21 protein-coding genes are annotated in these 18411 nt (G+C 43.6%); 10 read left to right on the top strand and 11 right to left on the bottom strand.

Translation table 11 applies throughout. From position 1 onward, the window contains the following. Positions 1–109 precede the first annotated feature (109 nt). Positions 110–1000: a translation elongation factor Ts gene (tsf, locus tag HYN46_RS08965; protein ID WP_114899066.1), complete on the top strand. Its 891-nt coding sequence runs from the start codon at positions 110–112 to the stop codon at positions 998–1000. 51 nt (positions 1001–1051) lie between these two features. Here the strand turns inward: tsf and HYN46_RS08960 are convergent, their stop codons facing one another. Next, the gene (locus tag HYN46_RS08960; protein WP_162818136.1) at positions 1052–1639 is read right to left on the bottom strand and encodes a TetR/AcrR family transcriptional regulator; all 588 of its coding nucleotides are present in this window, start codon (positions 1637–1639) and stop codon (positions 1052–1054) included. 85 nt (positions 1640–1724) lie between these two features. Next, the gene (locus HYN46_RS08955; protein WP_228254938.1) at positions 1725–2186 is read right to left on the bottom strand and encodes a hotdog fold domain-containing protein; all 462 of its coding nucleotides are present in this window, start codon (positions 2184–2186) and stop codon (positions 1725–1727) included. Positions 2187–2488: 302 nt separating this feature from the next. Here HYN46_RS08955 and bfr point away from each other — a divergent pair, with 302 nt between their 5' ends. Next, complete coding sequence (bfr, locus tag HYN46_RS08950; protein ID WP_114899063.1) at positions 2489–2953, top strand: bacterioferritin; 465 nt, start codon at positions 2489–2491, stop codon at positions 2951–2953. 133 nt (positions 2954–3086) lie between these two features. Here the strand turns inward: bfr and HYN46_RS08945 are convergent, their stop codons facing one another. The 9 genes from HYN46_RS08945 to HYN46_RS08905 form a co-directional block, all read right to left on the bottom strand. Continuing rightward, a complete protein-coding gene (locus tag HYN46_RS08945; RefSeq protein ID WP_114899062.1) occupies positions 3087–3686 on the bottom strand; it encodes a short chain dehydrogenase in 600 nt (199 codons plus the stop codon). Further along, positions 3683–4318 (bottom strand): lipocalin family protein, encoded by a 636-nt coding sequence (locus tag HYN46_RS08940; RefSeq protein WP_114899061.1) that lies wholly within the window; start codon positions 4316–4318, stop codon positions 3683–3685. Before HYN46_RS08940 ends, HYN46_RS08945 begins: the two co-directional genes overlap by 4 nt. A gap of 208 nt (positions 4319–4526) precedes the next feature. After that, positions 4527–4940 carry a DUF6691 family protein gene (locus HYN46_RS08935; RefSeq protein ID WP_114899060.1) on the bottom strand — a complete coding sequence of 138 codons (414 nt, stop codon included), beginning with the start codon at positions 4938–4940 and terminating at the stop codon, positions 4527–4529. 13 nt (positions 4941–4953) lie between these two features. After that, positions 4954–5364 carry a YeeE/YedE family protein gene (locus HYN46_RS08930; RefSeq protein WP_114899059.1) on the bottom strand — a complete coding sequence of 137 codons (411 nt, stop codon included), beginning with the start codon at positions 5362–5364 and terminating at the stop codon, positions 4954–4956. 82 nt (positions 5365–5446) lie between these two features. After that, a complete protein-coding gene (locus tag HYN46_RS08925; RefSeq protein ID WP_114899058.1) occupies positions 5447–6724 on the bottom strand; it encodes an OmpP1/FadL family transporter in 1278 nt (425 codons plus the stop codon). A 109-nt stretch (positions 6725–6833) separates the two neighbouring features. Then, on the bottom strand, positions 6834–7214 hold the full coding sequence (locus HYN46_RS08920; RefSeq protein ID WP_114900695.1) for a VOC family protein: 381 nt from the start codon (positions 7212–7214) through the stop codon (positions 6834–6836). 29 nt (positions 7215–7243) lie between these two features. Then, positions 7244–7459 (bottom strand): hypothetical protein, encoded by a 216-nt coding sequence (locus HYN46_RS08915; protein ID WP_114899057.1) that lies wholly within the window; start codon positions 7457–7459, stop codon positions 7244–7246. Positions 7460–7721: 262 nt separating this feature from the next. Beyond that, on the bottom strand, positions 7722–8156 hold the full coding sequence (locus HYN46_RS08910; RefSeq protein WP_114899056.1) for a thiol-disulfide oxidoreductase DCC family protein: 435 nt from the start codon (positions 8154–8156) through the stop codon (positions 7722–7724). Then, the gene (locus tag HYN46_RS08905; RefSeq protein WP_114899055.1) at positions 8153–8854 is read right to left on the bottom strand and encodes a TetR/AcrR family transcriptional regulator; all 702 of its coding nucleotides are present in this window, start codon (positions 8852–8854) and stop codon (positions 8153–8155) included. The genes HYN46_RS08910 and HYN46_RS08905 overlap by 4 nt, the downstream gene beginning before the upstream one ends. Before the next feature lie 227 nt (positions 8855–9081). On the opposite strand from HYN46_RS08905, the gene HYN46_RS08900 reads away from it, so the two are divergent. From HYN46_RS08900 to bamA, 8 genes are all read left to right on the top strand, one after another. Continuing rightward, entirely contained in the window at positions 9082–9717 is a 636-nt protein-coding gene (locus tag HYN46_RS08900) for a glutathione S-transferase N-terminal domain-containing protein (RefSeq protein ID WP_114899054.1), read from the top strand. Between the two features lie 441 nt (positions 9718–10158). Next, positions 10159–10890, top strand: coding sequence for a UMP kinase (gene pyrH / locus HYN46_RS08895; protein WP_114899053.1), 732 nt, complete (start codon positions 10159–10161; stop codon positions 10888–10890). A 165-nt stretch (positions 10891–11055) separates the two neighbouring features. Next, positions 11056–11610, top strand: a complete 555-nt coding sequence (frr, locus tag HYN46_RS08890) for a ribosome recycling factor (RefSeq protein WP_114899052.1) — start codon at positions 11056–11058, stop codon at positions 11608–11610. A 22-nt stretch (positions 11611–11632) separates the two neighbouring features. Further along, positions 11633–12421, top strand: coding sequence for a polyprenyl diphosphate synthase (gene uppS / locus HYN46_RS08885; protein ID WP_114899051.1), 789 nt, complete (start codon positions 11633–11635; stop codon positions 12419–12421). Then, positions 12414–13229 carry a phosphatidate cytidylyltransferase gene (locus tag HYN46_RS08880; protein ID WP_114899050.1) on the top strand — a complete coding sequence of 272 codons (816 nt, stop codon included), beginning with the start codon at positions 12414–12416 and terminating at the stop codon, positions 13227–13229. Before uppS ends, HYN46_RS08880 begins: the two co-directional genes overlap by 8 nt. 1 nt (position 13230) lies before the next feature. Next, the gene (gene ispC, locus HYN46_RS08875; protein WP_114899049.1) at positions 13231–14487 is read left to right on the top strand and encodes a 1-deoxy-D-xylulose-5-phosphate reductoisomerase; all 1257 of its coding nucleotides are present in this window, start codon (positions 13231–13233) and stop codon (positions 14485–14487) included. A 45-nt stretch (positions 14488–14532) separates the two neighbouring features. Then, positions 14533–15897, top strand: a complete 1365-nt coding sequence (gene rseP, locus HYN46_RS08870; RefSeq protein WP_114899048.1) for an RIP metalloprotease RseP — start codon at positions 14533–14535, stop codon at positions 15895–15897. A gap of 78 nt (positions 15898–15975) precedes the next feature. Further along, positions 15976–18405, top strand: coding sequence for an outer membrane protein assembly factor BamA (gene bamA / locus HYN46_RS08865; protein WP_114899047.1), 2430 nt, complete (start codon positions 15976–15978; stop codon positions 18403–18405). Positions 18406–18411: the final 6 nt, after the last annotated feature.

Here is an 18411-nt window from a genome sequence, read left to right as displayed (position 1 = left end):
ATTGTGATGGGTGTATCTAACGAATTTGAATGCTGTTTTTGAAGATAGGCTTTCGGATTGAAAGTTTCGAATTGAGAGTCTTTAAGAATCAATTATTGAGGAAATGAAAATGGCAGAAATTACTGCAAGCATGGTTAAAGAGCTGCGTGACCGTACAGGTCTTGGCATGATGGATTGCAAAAAAGCCCTTGCAGAAGCAGGTGGTGATATTGAAGTTGCAATCGATAACATGCGTAAGTCAGGTCAAGCAAAAGCGGCTAAAAAAGCCGGTAATATCGCTGCTGACGGTGCGATCATTATTGCTCAAGCCGATGGTCGTGCATTATTGATTGAAGTAAACAGCCAAACTGACTTCGTTGCAAAAGACGAAAACTTCACTGTATTTGCTAACAAAGTTGCAGAAATTGCATTGGCAAATAACACTGCAGATGTTGTTGCCATTTCTGCATTGCCATACGGCGATGGTCAAACCATCGAAGAAGCGCGTGTTGCATTGGTTCAAAAAATTGGTGAAAACATCCAGATCCGCCGTGCAGTATTGGTTGAAGGCGCAACATTGGCGACTTATCGTCATGGTCTGAAAATCGGTGTTGTTGTTGGTTACACTGGTGGTGATGCTGAAACCGGTAAAGGCATTGCAATGCACGTTGCAGCGTTCAACCCATTGGCAATCAATGCAGAAGACGTACCAGCAGAAGTGTTAGAGCGCGAAAAAGAAATTTTCGCTGCTAAAGCACGTGAATCAGGCAAGCCAGAAAACATCGTTGAAAAAATGATTACTGGTAGCTTGGACAAATATCTAAACGAAGTGACTTTGACCCGTCAAGCATACGTGATCGACAATGAAAAGAAAGTTGGCGATGTACTGAAAGCTGCTGGTCAAACTGTTAACACTATCGTTCGTTTAGAAGTTGGTGAAGGCATCGAGAAGAAAGTAGACAACTTTGCTGAAGAAGTTGCTGCTGCAACTGCTGCTGCATCGGCTGCTGCTGCGGGTTAATTTTATCCTCTCAGCTTTAAGTAAAAAAACCTCGCATTTTGCGAGGTTTTTTTATGAAAGTAATAAACAGCGACACGCCATATTAATTAAATAATCACCCATCTCTTTAGGCGACGTCTCTGCACGCCCGCCAAGCCATTCTTTTGCATAATGATGAGTTGGACCGATCAGGATGGCTTGATATACATCAAGAGGCATAGGTATTAAACGATCACTGTCGCTCAAGCTTAGCCACTGATTGGTCATTTCCAGATGGGCTGTTTTGACTTCGGCTTTAAAACTATCCTCTTGCGCATTTTCTTTTAAGACGTGTCGATGATTAAAGATGAAGCGAGCCCAGTCAGGGTTTTCAACAATCCAGTCTAAATTAGAATGGACTGTTACAGCGATCATTTGCTCAATCGAAGTCACGGAGTGCATCTGCTCTGAAAGGCCACGCATAAATTGTCGTAAGCCTTCTTTGTAAAGTGATGATGCGATGCCTTCTTTGTTACCAAAGTGGTGATACAAACTTCCAACGCTGGTGTCTGAGAGATCACGAATTTGTTCAATGGTCGTAGACTCTATGCCGTACTGTGTAAAACATGCTAAAGCGGCTTTGAGTATATTTTTACGCTTATCATTTGTGCGTGGTGTCATCTCTCTCATAACCCAAATTATCCGTGGCTATTATACCACTGATAATTCTACTGATAAGTCAATATTGATATCCGAAACTGGCGATTTATGCCTTGGGTTGCTTGAGGTTCATCGTAATTTGCGCGGTGAAGACCACATTATTTTGTGTATCGGTCACTGTGACAGGAACCACGATATTGCCATTGGTTGTCCAATCTACGGCATCACCGTTTGCGACAGCAACAAGATCAGTCGTCGCTTTTTTGACGTAAGCGACAGTCATGCCGGCAGGAATCCAACGTGCACCTTTAGGGATAGACACATCGGTCATGAGCCCACCAGCAAGTTCGGCCATATTGCACATCGCGATCGCATGCACAGTTTTCAGATGGTTTTCAACAGAGCGGCGTTTCTTAATTGAGACGCGGACGTAATTCGGCTTTAGATCTTCAATCAGTGGGTGAATACTTGAGAAGTAGGGGGCTTTTTGACAGAGGCCAATACTAAACAGTTTGCGGCCACCTGGGATGTTTTTAAATTTCTCAAAAAGTTGTAGTGCTTGCATGATTTGATCCTTGAAGTGAAATGGAACTACAATAATTAGAATAATATTCTAGTATTGGTAGACTTAAAAGGAATACAAGTGACTAGGCAGTTCTCTGATTGATGGGTATAAGAAAGAAAAGGGCCGAAAATGTAAGAGAAAATAGGATTTTGAAAAATTATTTCTTTAGCTTGGAAGTATAGTGGAAATAAGTATGCTTCTCATTTAATTATTAAAAACATAAGGTTAAACAAAAATATCCTTTAATTTATGCGGCTACTCGATAATAATGCAGTCATTATCAAAGCGATGTTGGGGAACAAGATATGCAAGGTCATTCTGAAGTCATTGATTATTTAAATATGTTGATCGGTGGCGAGCTTGCTGCACGTGATCAGTATCTAATCCATTCTCGGATGTACGAAGATTGGGGATTTTCAAAGTTATATGAACGCTTAAATCATGAATCGCAGGAAGAGGGTACGCATGCAGATTCGCTTATTCGTCGCGTCTTATTTCTTGAGGGCACACCAGATATGTCACGCGATGAACTGCATATTGGTGTAGATGTCGTAAGCTGTTTAGAGGCGGATCTGGCGCTTGAATATAAAGTCCGAGAGGTTCTTGCCAAAGGCGTTCAACTTTGCGAAGAAAAAGCCGATTTTATAAGTCGAGATATCTTGCGTCAGCAGATGGCTGATACCGAAGAGGATCATACCTATTGGCTTCAACAGCAATTGAGTCTGATTAAACGAATTGGTTTAGCGAATTATCTTCAATCACAGCTGTAATTTTATGTAGGGTCATGAATCAAAAAACTACGGAAGCTGTTTTTGTTTAGTAGACACCTTTGCAGTATTAATCAAATTCTGCATAAGGTGTCTGCAGGTCTCATAATGTTATAGCCTTATTTCACTCGCTAATTTACCAAACCCGATAGACCTGCCCAGTTTGTATACCGTCTACACTACGACTATAAGCCAGAGCAGCTCGACTTGCTGCGACAGGCTCAAAACCAATAAAAAATGAACCATAGGATTTTAAAGATTCCTGCAATACCGTCGGGCTAACAATATTAATGCGTATGCCATTGTTAAATTCTGCCGCAGCAGCAAGGACAAAGCCTTCAAGTGCCGCATTGACGGTGGTTGCATTGACCCCGAGCCGAATAGGCTGTTCTGTGAGAATGCCACTGGTCAATGTAATTGATCCGCCTGCATTCAAGTAGTGCTGTCCAATCAAGGCCAAGTCGATTTGACCTAATAATTTGTCATGCAAACCAATTTTAAATTGTTCTGCTGTCATTTCAGCGAGTGGTCCAAAGTGCACTTTCCCGGTTGTTGCGATGATGGCATCGACTTTTCCTGTTTTTTCGAACAGGGCCTTGATGCTTTCGCTGCTAGTGAGATCAACTTGATATTGCCCCTTGGTTTTACCGACTTCGATGATGTCGTGGCGTGCGGCTAATTCATTCGATACTGCTTTACCAAGTGTGCCTGTCGCGCCAATTACGATGACTTTCATTGCACTAGTCCCTGAGTTGAGAGTGAGGAGTTGTTCTGTATGGTGCGTATTAATTTTGACGTGTCGAAGCCTTGTTTCTGCGCTTCATGGATATAGCTTTGATAGGTTGCATCACTGATTTGCGGAGTGCGGGACAGAAGCCACAAATACTTATGCTCAGGATTTCCGACTAATGCCGTGGTATAGCTTTCATCAATTTTTAGAATCCAATAGGGCGCTTGGCCTATAGGTAACCAACGCAAAAATTTTGGTAAAAAAGTCACCTGCAACTGGCTATTACTGACGCTAAGCGGTTGTGCTTGACCGATAGATCCGATGATTTCTCCATTAGATTTACGACATTGATTATCGACCTTGATCTTTGCTGGTTCTCCACTTTTAGTTGGTTCTAAGCTATATGTTGCGGTTACATCACTTGCGCAGTTGCGCTGAAAAAACATAGGCAAGCGGGCAATTTCATACCATTTTCCTGTATATCGATTGATGTCGATATGTTCAACAGGGGTGACTTTCGGAAATGTATTGGAATTTTCCTCAGCTTGTGCCGAAGGATTTAATAGTGCGGTAGTGAATACAATCATGACTGTTGATTTAAATATATTGGTCATCTTTTTAGCCGTGATAAGCATCATCAATACTCATATTAAGAATATAGAGATTCTGAGGAGGATCAATTCAGGCTACAAAATGACTTTAGTGATCTTGCTCAGTGTTTGTGTAAGTAGCGATAAAAAAAGATTTAAATCTAATATGCGCTGATCATCTCATCAGATTCCTGATTGCCACAGCGAAGATGATTTATTCTTCTGAGTGTTCTTGTGGTTATAGTGATACGCCCATTTAGCTATTTTTGAAACGTGTTGAAAGCCATAAGCCAATCGTCATGGTAAGGACAAAGACCAGAATATGGGCATTACCACCTAAGCCTGCAATGAGACTGGGTGCTGGACAAAGTCCAGATAGGCCCCAGCCCACGCCAAAAATAATTGCACCGAAGATGAGGTCTTTATCGAGTGGTCGGCGATTGCTTAAAGTGACTGGGTCTCCAACTAAATTATGTTGACGTCGACGTACCCAAGTGAATGCGGGGAGAGTGACAACAATCGCACTTGCCATAACGAGCGCTAAAGCTGGATTCCAGTTTCCAGTCACATCAAGAAATGCCAATATATTTTCTGGATTAGTCATTCCTGAAATGACCAAGCCCGATCCAAACAATAAGCCGGCTAATAGCGCAGTGAATATCGATCTCATTTGTACCAGCTCCTTAGATCACGTGCCGAATGACAAAGACCGTTACGATTGCACTGGCCATAAAAAGTAATGTAGCGATCAGTGAGCGTGGTGATAAGTTTGCAATACCGCAAACACCATGGCCGCTGGTACAGCCATTGCTGATCCCTGTTCCGAGACCGACCAGTAAGCCAGCCAAAGCTAAAATCCCAACGCTGACTGTTTTAATGGGCGTGGTATGCTGGAGTAGGAGATAGGTCGCAGGGATTAGCAGTCCGATTAAAAAAGCCAAGCGCCAATGTCTTGCTCCGAAGTCTGCGCGAATGAGGCGTCCATAGATACCACTGATTCCCGCGATTTGGCCATTAAACAATAACAAGACCGCTGCACCCAACCCAATGAGAGCACCCCCTAAAACTTGGGGGGCGAACTGTTGAAGGCTCATTGTGCGATCCTCCTAAAAATAAGTACGTCATATGATGTCATTGGATTATGCTTGAATCGAAGCGATTAAAGCTTGATCGCGATCAAAATTTATGACTCCATGCCAGACCATATACATTTTCCTGAAGCTCAAGATCAGCATTACCTCCGCCAAATCCACCAGGGGGAAAGCCCGCAGGAATGGAATTGCTACCATGTACTTTTTCATCAAAGGCATGGATATAAGAGGCACTGATCTCATTAGCTGGATTAATTGCCCAACTGGCACCGACTGTTAAATGCTTCTTGACGACACCCGGTGCAAGGATATTCAGGAACGTCTCACTACTCGGCACCGGTTGCTGGTTAATGCTGAACCCACCGCGTAATGTCAGTTGGGAGGTTGCTTGCCACACAGCGCCAAGTTTATACACATCAATATCTTTCCAACCAAAACCCGCACCTGTTTTTGCGCCAAGGGGTTGGCCTTGTAAGAGTGCGGAGAATGGATTGCCGACAGCGGCAACATCATGATAAAGAATGCGCTGCCAGTCGAAGCCCACGGTTAGAGTGTCTAATGGCTTGACTGCAAAACCAACCGTATAATTTTCTGGGATATCAAAGCGACCACTATCTGCAAATAGTCCTGCATATTTGTCGAATTTACTCATCCGTGTTTTGGTTTGCCAGCTTGCACCAACAGAGACATAATCATTGATCTTGCCTATCCAGCCGAGACGCAATCCAGCACCATAAGATGTGTCTTCACCATTATCGCTGACATGGCGCGGATCTTGGGAGAATGCACTAAATGCGCCAATGCCTTTGGCTTTAAAGCTTTGATAGACCAAGTTGACTGCTAAGCCGACGCTATTATGTTCGTTGATTTTCCATGCGGCAGCAGGGGAAACAAAAAGCTGTTCTAAATTAACGCCAGATTTGCCTGTTGCGCCGAAGCGACTGTATGGATTGGTGGCATAATCAGTATTCATCCCCCCATTACCATAAACAGCGACTCCGAGTGTGGCATCGGGATCGATAGGGTGGCTATAGCCCACATTAGGGATATAGAAGAGCTTTGTGCGATCGCCATTAAATTCCGTATTTGGACCAAATGCATTGCCTTGAATGCTCGCTGATCGCTCAGGGGCAAAGATATCCAAACCGATATTGAGTTGATGTCCTACTTCGGTGAGTCCTGCGGGATTGACAGCAATGGTCAATGCGTCTTGAGGGAGTGCAGCACCGACTCCTGCAACAGCATCATTTTTAATGCCATAACCGCTTGAGAAGTATCCATTGGTTGCATGTGCAGCACTTCCAGTCATCACAATGAACGCAATGCTAATAGATAAACTAGATTGAACGAATATGCGTGACATCACAGCCCTCTTTTATATTTAAGAAATCTTGAGGGCAGTGTAGAACTGTATGTCTTATGTTAAAAAGTAATTATTTTTGATATTTTAAGCTGTTATAGAGATAAGAGAATTAATCATAGTTGGATACTTCTATCAAATTAAAGTCTGGATCGCGAAAGTAAACAGAAGTAATAGCGCCGAGCGCCCCAGTTCTAGGCACAGGTCCCTCTTCAATGCTAACCCTTGATTGTTGAAGCTGACTAATAACATCCTGTATTCGAGTCTGTGTAATAAAGCAGAGGTCAGCAGAGCCAGAAGTGGGATGCTGCGCATGGGGTTGCAGCGGTGCGCTTGAAGGATGCAAATTAATTTTCTGTTGTCCGAATACAAGCGCATGGCGATTGTCGCCAAATGAAACATGCTGCATTCCTAAGAGGGTCGTATAAAATTCAATCGTCTGTTCGATGTTGTGAACGGTGAGGACCAAGTGGTCAAGTCGTTCGATGGATATAGGCATTGCAATACTCTATTGACCAGTGATCAGATTTCTTTATCTTGAGGCTTTTTTTTGCGGCAGTATAAATAAATGCCGATAAGCACGCAAAGAACAAAAACCATCGTGAAAATGTGCGCGCGGTTTGGCGCGAGGCTGTCATACCAGCGCATATAGTCATCAATGGCAATAATTGCGACAAATAATGTGCCTGCGCTTAACAGCGTCGCAATGATAAAAATAATAATAAAACGGAGACTCATGCGATCATCCCGACGACTTCGTGAAAAGAATTTATGAGCAGGGTGATTACTGTTGCATATGCAGTTTTACGGTAAATGAATTGTTTGGTGGAGCTGGAAAATCTCCTCTATTTCAAAAGTAGAATTTTAAGAAAAAAAAGTCAATGTGAATTGGTAATGTTGTTGTGGGACTTGAATGGGGTTTTTAAATGTAATGGATTGTGAGGAGGGTAAAAGCATGCAGTCGAGGTGACGAGTGACTTTGATATTTTAAACAGGGCTTTTATAGAAATCGTTGTTGGTGTTCAGGACTCGGTGCTACGCATTGATCGTATTTTCCAAATAAACGATAGCGATTGAGGGCAACACGGTCATAACACCAATCACGCAGGGGTGTGGGTATAAAACGTAAAACTTTAAGAAGGTTAAAGGGTGTGGGAAGTAGACGCACAATATTTAAAAAAGCGGTACTTTTGCTGTATGCCGTATTATTTTCGATGTAGAGCATGGTATCGAAGTGGGTCGTTGGCATGTTGAAATATTTAAGAAGCGCCTGACCTTCAGGAGACTGAACTGATGCAAGTTTAAAGGCATGCGCCCGATCATATTTAATGATGAAGATACTCCACGCGTTACACAGCTTACAAACGCCGTCATAGAGGATGACTTTATCATTCGCTTTCATATGAGGCGGCGTTTGTGAGATGTGATCAGTCATATTAATTCAGCGACTTGACCCGCTTTGTTTTTTTCACGTGAAGTTTCGAGCGTCAATGAGTCCCAAGCCAGCATCGCTTGCTTTGCGATAGTAAGTAAGATGTCCTGACAAGCACCATCACGGGCTTGTATCGACATGCCATGTAAAATAGTCACATAAAACCGAGCGATATCCGCAATGTTTGCTTCACTTGAAATCTCACCGTCTTGTACGCCGCGCAAAAGGCGCTCATGGATCAGCACTTCGGTTTCGCGCCGCTTACTGCTGAGTTGTTCTTGAACTTTTTGATTTTCATTCGAGCAATGCAAGGCACTCAAGACGACCATACATCCTGTAGGTTGACCTAAATCAGATTTTGCTTCACCGTCATGATTTTGCAATGAGTCGTTATGTTTCTTGTGTGTGATGCAACTGCTACTCGTTTCAAGCAGTGCCGCAATGGCTTCTTTTGCGGTTGTTCCTGCATCAAATGCTTGTCTGGTCGCGGCCCCATCAGTCTGGCGATACAATTCTACGGCTTCTAAAAAGAGCGTTTCTTTACTGCCAAAAGCGGCATAGAGGCTAGGCGAATTAATGCCCATCGCTGTCGTTAACTCAGACAGTGAAGCGCCTTCAAAACCTTTACACCAAAATACATTCATTGCTTTGCGCAGCGCGTCCTCGCGCTCAAAACAACGCGGGCGTCCTCGTTCCGCCATGACAATATCCTCGTTTTAAATCGTTGACTGATTATAACATAGGCGAGTTTAACACGTGGCGGCCTTTCTGATAGTATATTTGTATCGTTTGATATGAAATTTGATGGTTGCATATAGCAAATCTGCAACAAGGGTAATAGACTGCCTATCAATAACGGTGTTCGTTCTTTATCTTAGAAATGAAAAAAGTTATTTATATGATCGATTCTGTGAATTAAGGACCAGCAATGATTACGCTTTATACGTGGACAACCCCCAACGGTCGGAAAATTTCAATAATGCTTGAGGAACTTGGTATTCCATACCAAGTCAAGACCATCAATATTGGGAAAAATGAACAATTTTCACCAGATTTCCTCGCAATCGCGCCGAATAATAAAATCCCAGCAATTGTCGATGATGAAGCCGTTGGCGGTGAATTAACGATTTTTGAGAGTGGGGCGATACTGACTTACTTAGCTGAAAAACACGGTCAATTTTTAGATCAGTCTGGGAGTGGGCGTTATAAGGCGCTTGAATGGCTGAATTGGCAAATGGGCGGGCTGGGTCCTATGCTGGGCCAGCTTGGTTTTTTCGGAGTGCGCTCTACAGAAAAATCTCCATTGGCGATTCAACGATTCACCGAGGAATCAGATCGCCTATTAACAGTATTGGATAAGCGTCTCAGTGAAGCGACTTATGTCGCAGGGGATCGCTATTCGATAGCTGACATCGCGATTTATCCTTGGGCATTGGCGGCAACAACATTTCTAAAAGATGTCCTCGCCGAAAGCCTAGCGACAAAGGTCGATCTGTATCGTTGGCTTGCACTTGTTGGAAGTCGCCCAGCGGTGCAACGCGGGATGCAGATCCCTGTTGTTTAGTTTTGAATTGTCTAGTAATTGATCGTAGGGAAGATGCCCTCTTTTCTACTGTATCTAATTTGATTTATTGATTATTTTTTAGAAAATTAAACAAAATGGGTTGTGTGGTGTTTTTGTGCACCATCAATCTTGTAAATATATAACTTAATCATATGGTTGTAATTCTGAATTTGTGTTCTGGCGGAGCATATTAAAAAAGAGCTATTTAGATTCATCATAAATACATAGAAAATCCCTCGCGGCGCTGCTTACGTTAAACGCGCCCTTTTGTTACCATGCCTCACCGTAAAGTGAATGCAGCGTGGTATTCGTCGTATCTAAGGTATATAAGCTTTAAATACGTGTTGCGATGTCCTGTTCATGAATTGAACGACCCCAACGTTTGCATTTAAATTTACTCTTCTCTTTTTATCGTTTCTCATTTGTTTTGGAGTGTTTCTCATGACAGAAAAAAGCCCACGCTTTTCGCGGATTTTATTGAAACTGTCTGGTGAGGCATTGGCAGGAAACAAGGATATGGGAATCGACGCCAATATTTTAGATCAAATGAGTTTGTCGATTGCCCATCTTGTTGGTTTAGGCGTCCAGGTTGGTATCGTGGTCGGTGGTGGTAATTTGTATCGTGGCAGCCAGTTGCAAAAAGATGGTCTGGTTGGACGCGTGACAGGTGATCAAATGGGCATGCTCGCGACGGTCATGAACGGCCTTGCAATGCGAGATGCACTCGAACGTCGTAATATCAAAACGCGTCTAATGTCTGCAATCGCAATTAATGGTGTAGTTGAGCAATATTCAAGTCGTAATGCGATTCGTTTTTTGAAATCTGGTGACGTTTGTGTGTTTGTTGCTGGTACGGGTAATCCATTTTTCACTACGGATACCGCAGCCTGTTTACGCGGTATTGAAATTGAAGCTAAACTGATTTTGAAAGCAACGAAAGTTGATGGGGTCTATAATAAAGATCCAAATAAATATGATGATGCGATTCGTTATGAGCATTTGACCTTTGATCAAGTGCTGGATGAAAAGTTAGAAGTGATGGATCTTACTGCGATCTGTCTGTGTCGCGATCATGATGTGCCCTTGCAAGTTTTTAATATGAATAAGGCGGGTGCATTATTGAGTGTCGTGATGGATGGTAATGAAGGCACACGAGTGAGTAAGTCGCTCTGATTTTAAGTTTCGTTCTCTATAGAACGAGTTGAAAGTTGCATGTAACGCAAGGTGGTGATAAAAGGCTCATATGACTAAAGCTTGAATTTTAGAGTCAACGAGCAATACGCATTACTTTGCTGATACATTCATGTTCAAATATGTTGGAATTGAAGGGAAAAATATATGTTAAATGATCTTAAAAAAGATGGCGAAATTCGGATGCGTAAGAGCCTAGAGTCTTTGGAGTCTGGTTTTTCTCGCGTGCGCACTGGTCGTGCTCATCCTGCCATGTTGAAAGACGTGATGGTGCCTTATTACGGATCAGACGTGCCGTTAAATCAAGTCGCAAGCGTAGGGGTGGATGATGCGCGTACTTTGGTTGTGCAGCCTTTTGAGCGCTCAATGATCAGCACCATCGATAAAGCGATTCGTGAAAGCGACTTGGGCTTAAATCCAATTTCTGGTGATGTTATTCGAGTTCCTCTTCCAGCCTTGACTGAAGAAACCCGTAAAAATATGCAGAAGCTGGCACGTGGTGAGGCAGAGAATGCGCGTGTAGCGATACGCAATATTCGTCGTGATGTTTTAGGCGATGTTAAAGACCTTTTGAAAGAAAAAGAAATTACTGAAGATGATGAACGTAAGGCTACGGATGACGTTCAGAAGCTCACAGATAAATATATTGCGGAAGTTGAAAAACAATTAGCGGCAAAAGAAGCCGAATTATTGCAGGTTTAATATTTTGTCAGCGCCAGATTTGATGGATTACGATGCTGCAGGGAGCCTGCCGCGTCATGTTGCGATTATTATGGATGGTAATAATCGCTATGGTCGGCAGCATCATTTGCACGATGGCGGTGGTCATCGCGCGGGCAAAGATCAACTGGATGTCATTGCTCAACATGCAAGACGACTTGGACTAGAGGTCTTAACGGTTTTTGCGTTTTCGAGCGAAAACTGGCGTAGGCCTCCAGATGAAGTGGCGCTGTTGATGAAGTTGTTTGAGCAGGCTTTGCTAGAGCAAGTTCCTCGAATGCTGGGTCAAAATATTGCAATGCGTTTTATTGGTGATCGTTCAAAGATGTCTGAACGTTTACAACAGTTGATGGACGATGCTGAAAGGCAGACGGCTCAAGATGCAAAAATGACCATGGTCATTGCCATTAGTTATGGTGGGCTATGGGATATGGCGCAAGCCGCTCAGCGTTTAGCCGCGGCAGTACAAGCGGGTCAGCTTCAAGTCGATCAGATTGATGAAGTGCGCATGCAACAAGAGATTCAAATGGGGGATTTACCCCCCGTAGATTTATTGATTCGTACAGGCGGTGAATATCGTTTATCCAACTTTGTGCTTTGGCAAGCAGCCTATGCCGAGTTGTACTTCACCGATACGTTATGGCCTGCATTCAATGAAGCTGAGTTTGATCGTGCGCTTGGGCAGTTTTCTTTCCGCGAACGTCGATTTGGACGTACGAGCGAACAGGCTTTGGCATACCAGTCCGAAACATCAAATATAGAAAATAAAAATAAAGGTGATCGTCATGTTTGAACGGATTCGGACAGGACTGATTCTTATCGCTATTGTGCTCTTATGCCTTTTTGCGACGAAAAGCCCGATCCCGATAGTGATCCTCATGATCGTCACATTGGCTGTAGGAGCCAATGAATGGACTAAGTTTGGTAAGGGTGAGGGCAAGGCTTATACCCATCCGTTTCAGTTTGTCCTGATCACTTTTGGGCTTGCTGTCGTTGCCTATAACATCCAACCTTATTATGCCAATCTTTGGCCAATTATCTGGGGCGTTGCTTCGTTGTTTTGGCTCTCGGCACTCGTAACCGTTCGTCGATATCCACTTGAAGGGATTACCTCTGAACGCTGGTTACCACAGATTGGTATTTTATTATTGATTGCGACAACCTTAGCGATCTACAGTCTTTGGTCTGATTCACCGTGGTGGCTCATGTATTTATTTGCATTGGTATGGGTTGCCGATAGCGGTGCTTATTTTACAGGTAAATTTTTTGGCAAGCATAAATTAATTCCAGATGTCAGCCCGAATAAAACCGTTGAGGGGTTGATTGGTGGGCTAGCACTTGCCTGTGTGGTTGTTTTCGCAGTTGCTTATGATCGGCAACTTGCTGGATTGCACTTAGTGGGTTTTGTGGTTTTATCTGTGATTACCATGCTTGCATCAGTACTGGGCGATTTATTTGAGTCGTTATTAAAACGTAAGGCCAATATTAAAGACTCAGGGACACTTTTGCCTGGTCATGGCGGAGTATTGGATCGTATTGACTCCTTGCTTGCTGCAGCACCGATTTTTGCATTTGGTTTTTGGTTGGCTGGCGGATTCTAATATGCTAACGGCAAACAGCTCATCACATCATCAACATCATGAGAAAGCGCGTCAACGCATTTGCGTTTTGGGCGCAACGGGTTCGATTGGTGATAGTACATTCAAAGTGCTCAATAAACATTTAGAAAGCTATGAGGTGTTTGCGTTAAGTGGTCATGCGCGGTTGGATAAGTTGATCCAATTGTGTGCCGTGTATGAGCCGCAATATGTTTGTGTTCCTGTCGCCATGGCTGAACAGTTCAGCCAGAATTTAAAGCATCAGTTTCCTGATGCACGTGTCCCTAAAGTTCTGGAAGGTGAAGAAGGTCTTGAGCAGATAGCCGCACATCCTGAAGTCGATATTGTGATGGCTGCCATTGTAGGAGCTGCAGGTCTCGCTCCAACGCTTGCGGCGGTTAAAGCTGGGAAGCGTGTATTACTGGCGAATAAAGAAGCTTTGGTGATGGCTGGTAGTCTTTTTATGGACTGTGTTCGCCAGTCGGGGGCAACGCTTTTACCCGTCGATTCTGAACATAATGCCATTTTTCAGTGCCTACCTGCAGAATATTTCCAAAGCTCAGAAAGCTTGCATTACAATGCCTCACGTGCTGGCGTTTCTCAGATATTACTGACGGCTTCAGGTGGGCCATTTCGTAAGTTTAGTCTTGAGCAACTGGAGCTTGTGACGCCTGAACAGGCTTCCAAACATCCCAATTGGGTGATGGGAGCGAAGATTACAGTTGATTCTGCGACGTTGATGAATAAGGGGCTGGAGCTTATTGAAGCCTGTCATTTATTTGATTTACCGCCTGAGCGTGTCACGGTAGTGATACACCCGCAAAGTATTATTCATTCAATGGTGCAATATGTAGATGGTTCTACACTTGCACAAATGGGTAATCCTGATATGAGTACGCCGATTGCGCATGCATTAGCATGGCCAAAGCGAATTGATGCAGGTGTTGCGCCGCTGGATTTGTTCTTGAATGCAAGTTTGAATTTTGAACAGCCAGATGAGCTGCGTTTTCCGTGTTTACGTTTGGCACGCGAAGCCATGGAGGCGGGTGGCACCACACCAGCTGTACTTAATGCGGCAAATGAAATTGCTGTTGCTGCTTTTCTCGCCAATAAAATAAAATTTACTGACATTTCTCGCATAATTCAGGCAGTTATTACACAATTACCGATGATTGCAGCGCATGACCTTGCCACAATCCTACATTATGATGAGGCTGCTCGAAAAATAGCACGCTCAATTTTAGCTGAAAAAGTTGCATAGCATTAATTTTAATCTAGTTTGCAAAAGCATTTAATATAGGTATACATGAGTTTTATCCAGATCATCTTTGCAGCACTACTTCTTTTGGGTCCACTGGTGGCAATCCATGAGTTTGGTCATTTTTGGGTTGCAAGACGTTGTGGCGTAAAAGTTCTGACTTTTTCGATTGGATTTGGACCTGCGCTATTTAAATGGCGTGGTAAAGATGGTGTTCAATATCAGTTCGCTGCTATTCCTCTCGGTGGCTACGTACGTATGGCTGACGAGCGCGAAGGCGAAGTCGCCGAAGCAGATCTCCCTTTTGCATTTAATCGTCAATCCGTTTGGAAACGCATGGCGATTGTTGCTGCGGGTCCATTGATCAACCTTTTATTTGCAGTACTGCTATTTTGGATATTATTTTTACCCAAATCTGAGCAGCTGAATACTCGAATCTGGCAAGTTGAACCGCATTCACCTGCAGCCGTTGCAGGACTTCAATCTGGGGACTTAGTTACGGCGATTGATGGAAAGTCCACACCCGATTTAGAGAAGCTCAATTACGCTTTAATCGATCGCATGGGTGAGACGGGTCAGCTTACGGTAACGACTAATCGTTCAGGTCTAGTCGAGACGCATCAGCTACCTATACAGAGTTTTATGCGATCTAATGGGGCCGACCCACTGGCAACCTTAGGTTTTTATCCGTATTCTCCTAAGATTGATGCGGTCATCGGTGAGATTCAGCCTGATGCAGTGGGTGCTAAGCAAGGATTGTTGGTTGGTGATCGTTTTATCAGTGTGAATGGCAAGCCGATCAGTGATTGGATTGCATTGACCCGGATTATTCATGCGAGCGCAGATCAGAAATTGTCCGTGGTCATTGAGCGGCAGGGTAAACAGCAGACATTAATACTCACACCTGCTGCAAAAAAAGATGATTTTGGTACAAAAATTGGGTTGTTAGGCTTAAAACCCAAAACAGAACAAACAGAACGCTACGAAATTCCTGCGGAATATAAGCAAATTGTCCAGCATGATCCATTGTCGGCCTTATCGCTTGCATTACAAAAGACATGGCATCTCTCCACATTGACTGTCAGCTCTTTTGGCAAAATGTTGAGTGGACTAATCGGCCTGAATAATATTTCAGGCCCGATTACCATTGCTAAAGTTGCGGGTCATACGGCTGATATCGGTTGGCAGGCTTTTTTTAGCTTTATGGCCATCATGAGTGTGAGTTTAGGCGTGCTGAATCTCATGCCCATTCCAATTCTTGATGGGGGGCATTTAGTGTATTACGCTATTGAAGCTGTGATTGGACGTCCTGTTTCAGAACGCATCCAACAGGCGGGGTTTCGAGTGGGTGTTGCCATGCTTGGCATGTTAATGATCGTTGCAATATTTAATGATCTAACACGGTTATTTTAACGTCAAAGTTGAGACAGCGTTAATTCAATTGATGGTAGGTTTTCTTAAAATTTTTAGTTTGAAGTGGATAATGTTGGCATGAAGCATCCTTTAGCACTACTGCCCCTAGCAATAGTCACCAGCATGGCGGTGACTGCGACGACTTCCAGCGTTTTCGCTGCTACATCGTCCGTCGCGAGTGGTTTTGTCGCGCGAGATATTCGTATAGAGGGGTTAGTTCGCTTATCACCTGCGAGTGTATCTTCACTATTGCCGATCGCGAGCGGTGATACGATTACTGAACAAAAATTGGCTGAGGCGATTCGTGCGCTTTATGCCAGTGGTAATTTTGATGATGTACAGGCGAGTCGCGACCAAGATGTTTTATTGTTCAAAGTCGTTGAGCGTCCGGTGATTGCTACGATGACGATTACGGGCAATAAACTGATCCCAACCGATTCTCTCACCAAAGGTCTCAAAGGTGGTGGTATTAGCGAAGGCGAAGTGCTGAAACGTTCGTCTTTACAAGTGGTTAAAAATGAACTTGAGCAGCAATATGCCCAACAAGGCCGCTATGATGCCGAAGTTAAAATTGAGACGGTCCCTAAGCCTAATAATCGGGTGGATTTAGCATTTAAAATCTACGAGGGAAATGCGGCTAAAGTCGTCAATATTCGTGTATTGGGTAACACGGTTTTCTCTGATGATGAAATTAAAAAAGCATTTCAGGTTAAATCCAGTAATTGGTCTTCTATCGTAACGCGTGATGATCGCTATGCACGTGAGAAAATGACCGCCAGTTTAGAAAGCTTAAGATCATTATATTTAAACAAAGGCTATATTCATTACGCCCTCAATAGTGCACAGCTGAATCTTAGTGAAGATAAGAAGAATATCTTTATCGAAGTCAGCGTGAATGAAGGCGCCCAATACAAATTTGGCGAGAGTAAGTTTGTTGGTGATCCGCTGTATAAGAATGAAGATCTGAAACAACTGGTTATTTATAAACCGGGAACGACATACTCACAGGCTGAAGTGACCGCAACGACGCAGCTCCTCAGTAAGAAATTTGGTAATAGCGGTTATTATTTTGCAGAAATCAATCCGATTCCTGAGATTGATGAACCGACTAAAACAGTCACAATGAATTACGCCATTAATCCGGGCAAGCAGGTCTATATCCGCCGGATTAACTTCAAAGGGAATGATAAGACCGCCGATGAAGTCTTACGCCGTGAAATGCGTCAGCTCGAAGGCTCTCTGGCGTCCAACGAGAAGATTGATCTATCAAAAGTACGTTTAGAGCGCACCGGTTATTTTAAAACGGTCACGATTGATACCCCTCGCGTTGCAAATAGCAATGACCAAGTCGATGTCAATGTTACGGTAGAAGAACAGCCTTCAGGAACCAGTAGTATCTCCGTCGGTTATTCACAATACGGTGGTGTTACGTTCCAGTTTGGCTTGAATCAAACCAACTTCTTTGGTACCGGTACACAGGTTGGTTTAGACGTTTCTCGTTCCGAAACACTTGAAAATTATAACATTAATGTTCTCGATCCTTACTATACGGTCGATGGCGTTAGTCGTGGTTTCAATTTCTATATGAGAAATACCAAACTCGACAGCACTTATAATGTGCAGCGTTATTATTCTGATGCACTCGGTGCATCGATGACATTTGGCTATCCAGTCGATGAGAACAAAAGTGTCAGTGCTACTTTAAACGTTGATAATACAACGATTAAAACATCATCTTTTGTATCGCAAGTTGCGCAAAATTACTTATTGTCACATGGTGCTGTGAATAAGTCGGGTGATGATGCCAATCCTCTTTATGATAAAGATTTCTTGACCTATAACCTGAATTTATCTTGGGCATACAACACTTTGAATCGCCCAGTCCTTGCGACACGGGGTATGTCACATCAAATCTCGTTAGATACCACACTCCCGGGTAGTGATGTGCAGTATCAGCGGATCACTTACACTGGACAGGCATTCTTTCCATTACCGACCCATTTTTTGGATAAGTTCCTAATTCGAGCCTATACCAAACTTGGTTATGGTCATGACTTGCCATTCTGGAAGAACTTTTATGCAGGTGGTTATGGCTCAGTTCGCGGATACCGCGACTATACGCTGGGACCTTTAAGTCCAGGTATTGGCTATTGTAAAGGCGCTGGAACGACTTGTCCCGATCCAGATCCAGAATCCGTGGGTGGTAACGGCTTGATTACAGGGGGGCTTGAGTTGATTCTGCCAATCCCTTATGCGGGTGATTGGGCAAGCCAGATCCGTCCGGTTTTATTTGTTGAAGGCGGGCAGGTGTTTGACACCACTGGCGTTGCAGATACGGGGACAACCAGCTACAAATTCAGTGCCAATAATTTCCGCTATAGCGCAGGTTTTGGGTTCACCTGGATTACGATGATTGGTCCAATTGCGTTGAGCTATGCACAGCCAATCGATTCTAAGCCCAACGATCAGCTCAAGCGGGTTCAGTTCGCTATTGGTCGGGTATTTTAATCTTCG

This window comes from Aquirhabdus parva, from assembly GCF_003351745.1.
GTDB lineage: Bacteria > Pseudomonadota > Gammaproteobacteria > Pseudomonadales > Moraxellaceae > Aquirhabdus > Aquirhabdus parva.
This window is presented reverse-complemented; position numbering and strand designations above follow the sequence as displayed.

What these genes read in the sequence shown, in the direction of transcription:
- tsf (WP_114899066.1), top strand. Translation starts at nt 110, where the DNA reads ATGGCAGAAATTACTGCAAGCATGGTTAAAGAGCTGCGTGACCGTACA.
- HYN46_RS08960 (WP_162818136.1), bottom strand. Translation starts at nt 1,639, where the DNA reads ATGACACCACGCACAAATGATAAGCGTAAAAATATACTCAAAGCCGCT.
- bfr (WP_114899063.1), top strand. Translation starts at nt 2,489, where the DNA reads ATGCAAGGTCATTCTGAAGTCATTGATTATTTAAATATGTTGATCGGT.
- HYN46_RS08945 (WP_114899062.1), bottom strand. Translation starts at nt 3,686, where the DNA reads ATGAAAGTCATCGTAATTGGCGCGACAGGCACACTTGGTAAAGCAGTA.
- HYN46_RS08940 (WP_114899061.1), bottom strand. Translation starts at nt 4,318, where the DNA reads ATGATGCTTATCACGGCTAAAAAGATGACCAATATATTTAAATCAACA.
- HYN46_RS08935 (WP_114899060.1), bottom strand. Translation starts at nt 4,940, where the DNA reads ATGAGATCGATATTCACTGCGCTATTAGCCGGCTTATTGTTTGGATCG.
- HYN46_RS08930 (WP_114899059.1), bottom strand. Translation starts at nt 5,364, where the DNA reads ATGAGCCTTCAACAGTTCGCCCCCCAAGTTTTAGGGGGTGCTCTCATT.
- HYN46_RS08925 (WP_114899058.1), bottom strand. Translation starts at nt 6,724, where the DNA reads ATGTCACGCATATTCGTTCAATCTAGTTTATCTATTAGCATTGCGTTC.
- HYN46_RS08915 (WP_114899057.1), bottom strand. Translation starts at nt 7,459, where the DNA reads ATGAGTCTCCGTTTTATTATTATTTTTATCATTGCGACGCTGTTAAGC.
- HYN46_RS08910 (WP_114899056.1), bottom strand. Translation starts at nt 8,156, where the DNA reads ATGACTGATCACATCTCACAAACGCCGCCTCATATGAAAGCGAATGAT.
- HYN46_RS08905 (WP_114899055.1), bottom strand. Translation starts at nt 8,854, where the DNA reads ATGGCGGAACGAGGACGCCCGCGTTGTTTTGAGCGCGAGGACGCGCTG.
- HYN46_RS08900 (WP_114899054.1), top strand. Translation starts at nt 9,082, where the DNA reads ATGATTACGCTTTATACGTGGACAACCCCCAACGGTCGGAAAATTTCA.
- pyrH (WP_114899053.1), top strand. Translation starts at nt 10,159, where the DNA reads ATGACAGAAAAAAGCCCACGCTTTTCGCGGATTTTATTGAAACTGTCT.
- frr (WP_114899052.1), top strand. Translation starts at nt 11,056, where the DNA reads ATGTTAAATGATCTTAAAAAAGATGGCGAAATTCGGATGCGTAAGAGC.
- uppS (WP_114899051.1), top strand. Translation starts at nt 11,633, where the DNA reads ATGGATTACGATGCTGCAGGGAGCCTGCCGCGTCATGTTGCGATTATT.
- HYN46_RS08880 (WP_114899050.1), top strand. Translation starts at nt 12,414, where the DNA reads ATGTTTGAACGGATTCGGACAGGACTGATTCTTATCGCTATTGTGCTC.
- ispC (WP_114899049.1), top strand. Translation starts at nt 13,231, where the DNA reads ATGCTAACGGCAAACAGCTCATCACATCATCAACATCATGAGAAAGCG.
- rseP (WP_114899048.1), top strand. Translation starts at nt 14,533, where the DNA reads ATGAGTTTTATCCAGATCATCTTTGCAGCACTACTTCTTTTGGGTCCA.
- bamA (WP_114899047.1), top strand. Translation starts at nt 15,976, where the DNA reads ATGAAGCATCCTTTAGCACTACTGCCCCTAGCAATAGTCACCAGCATG.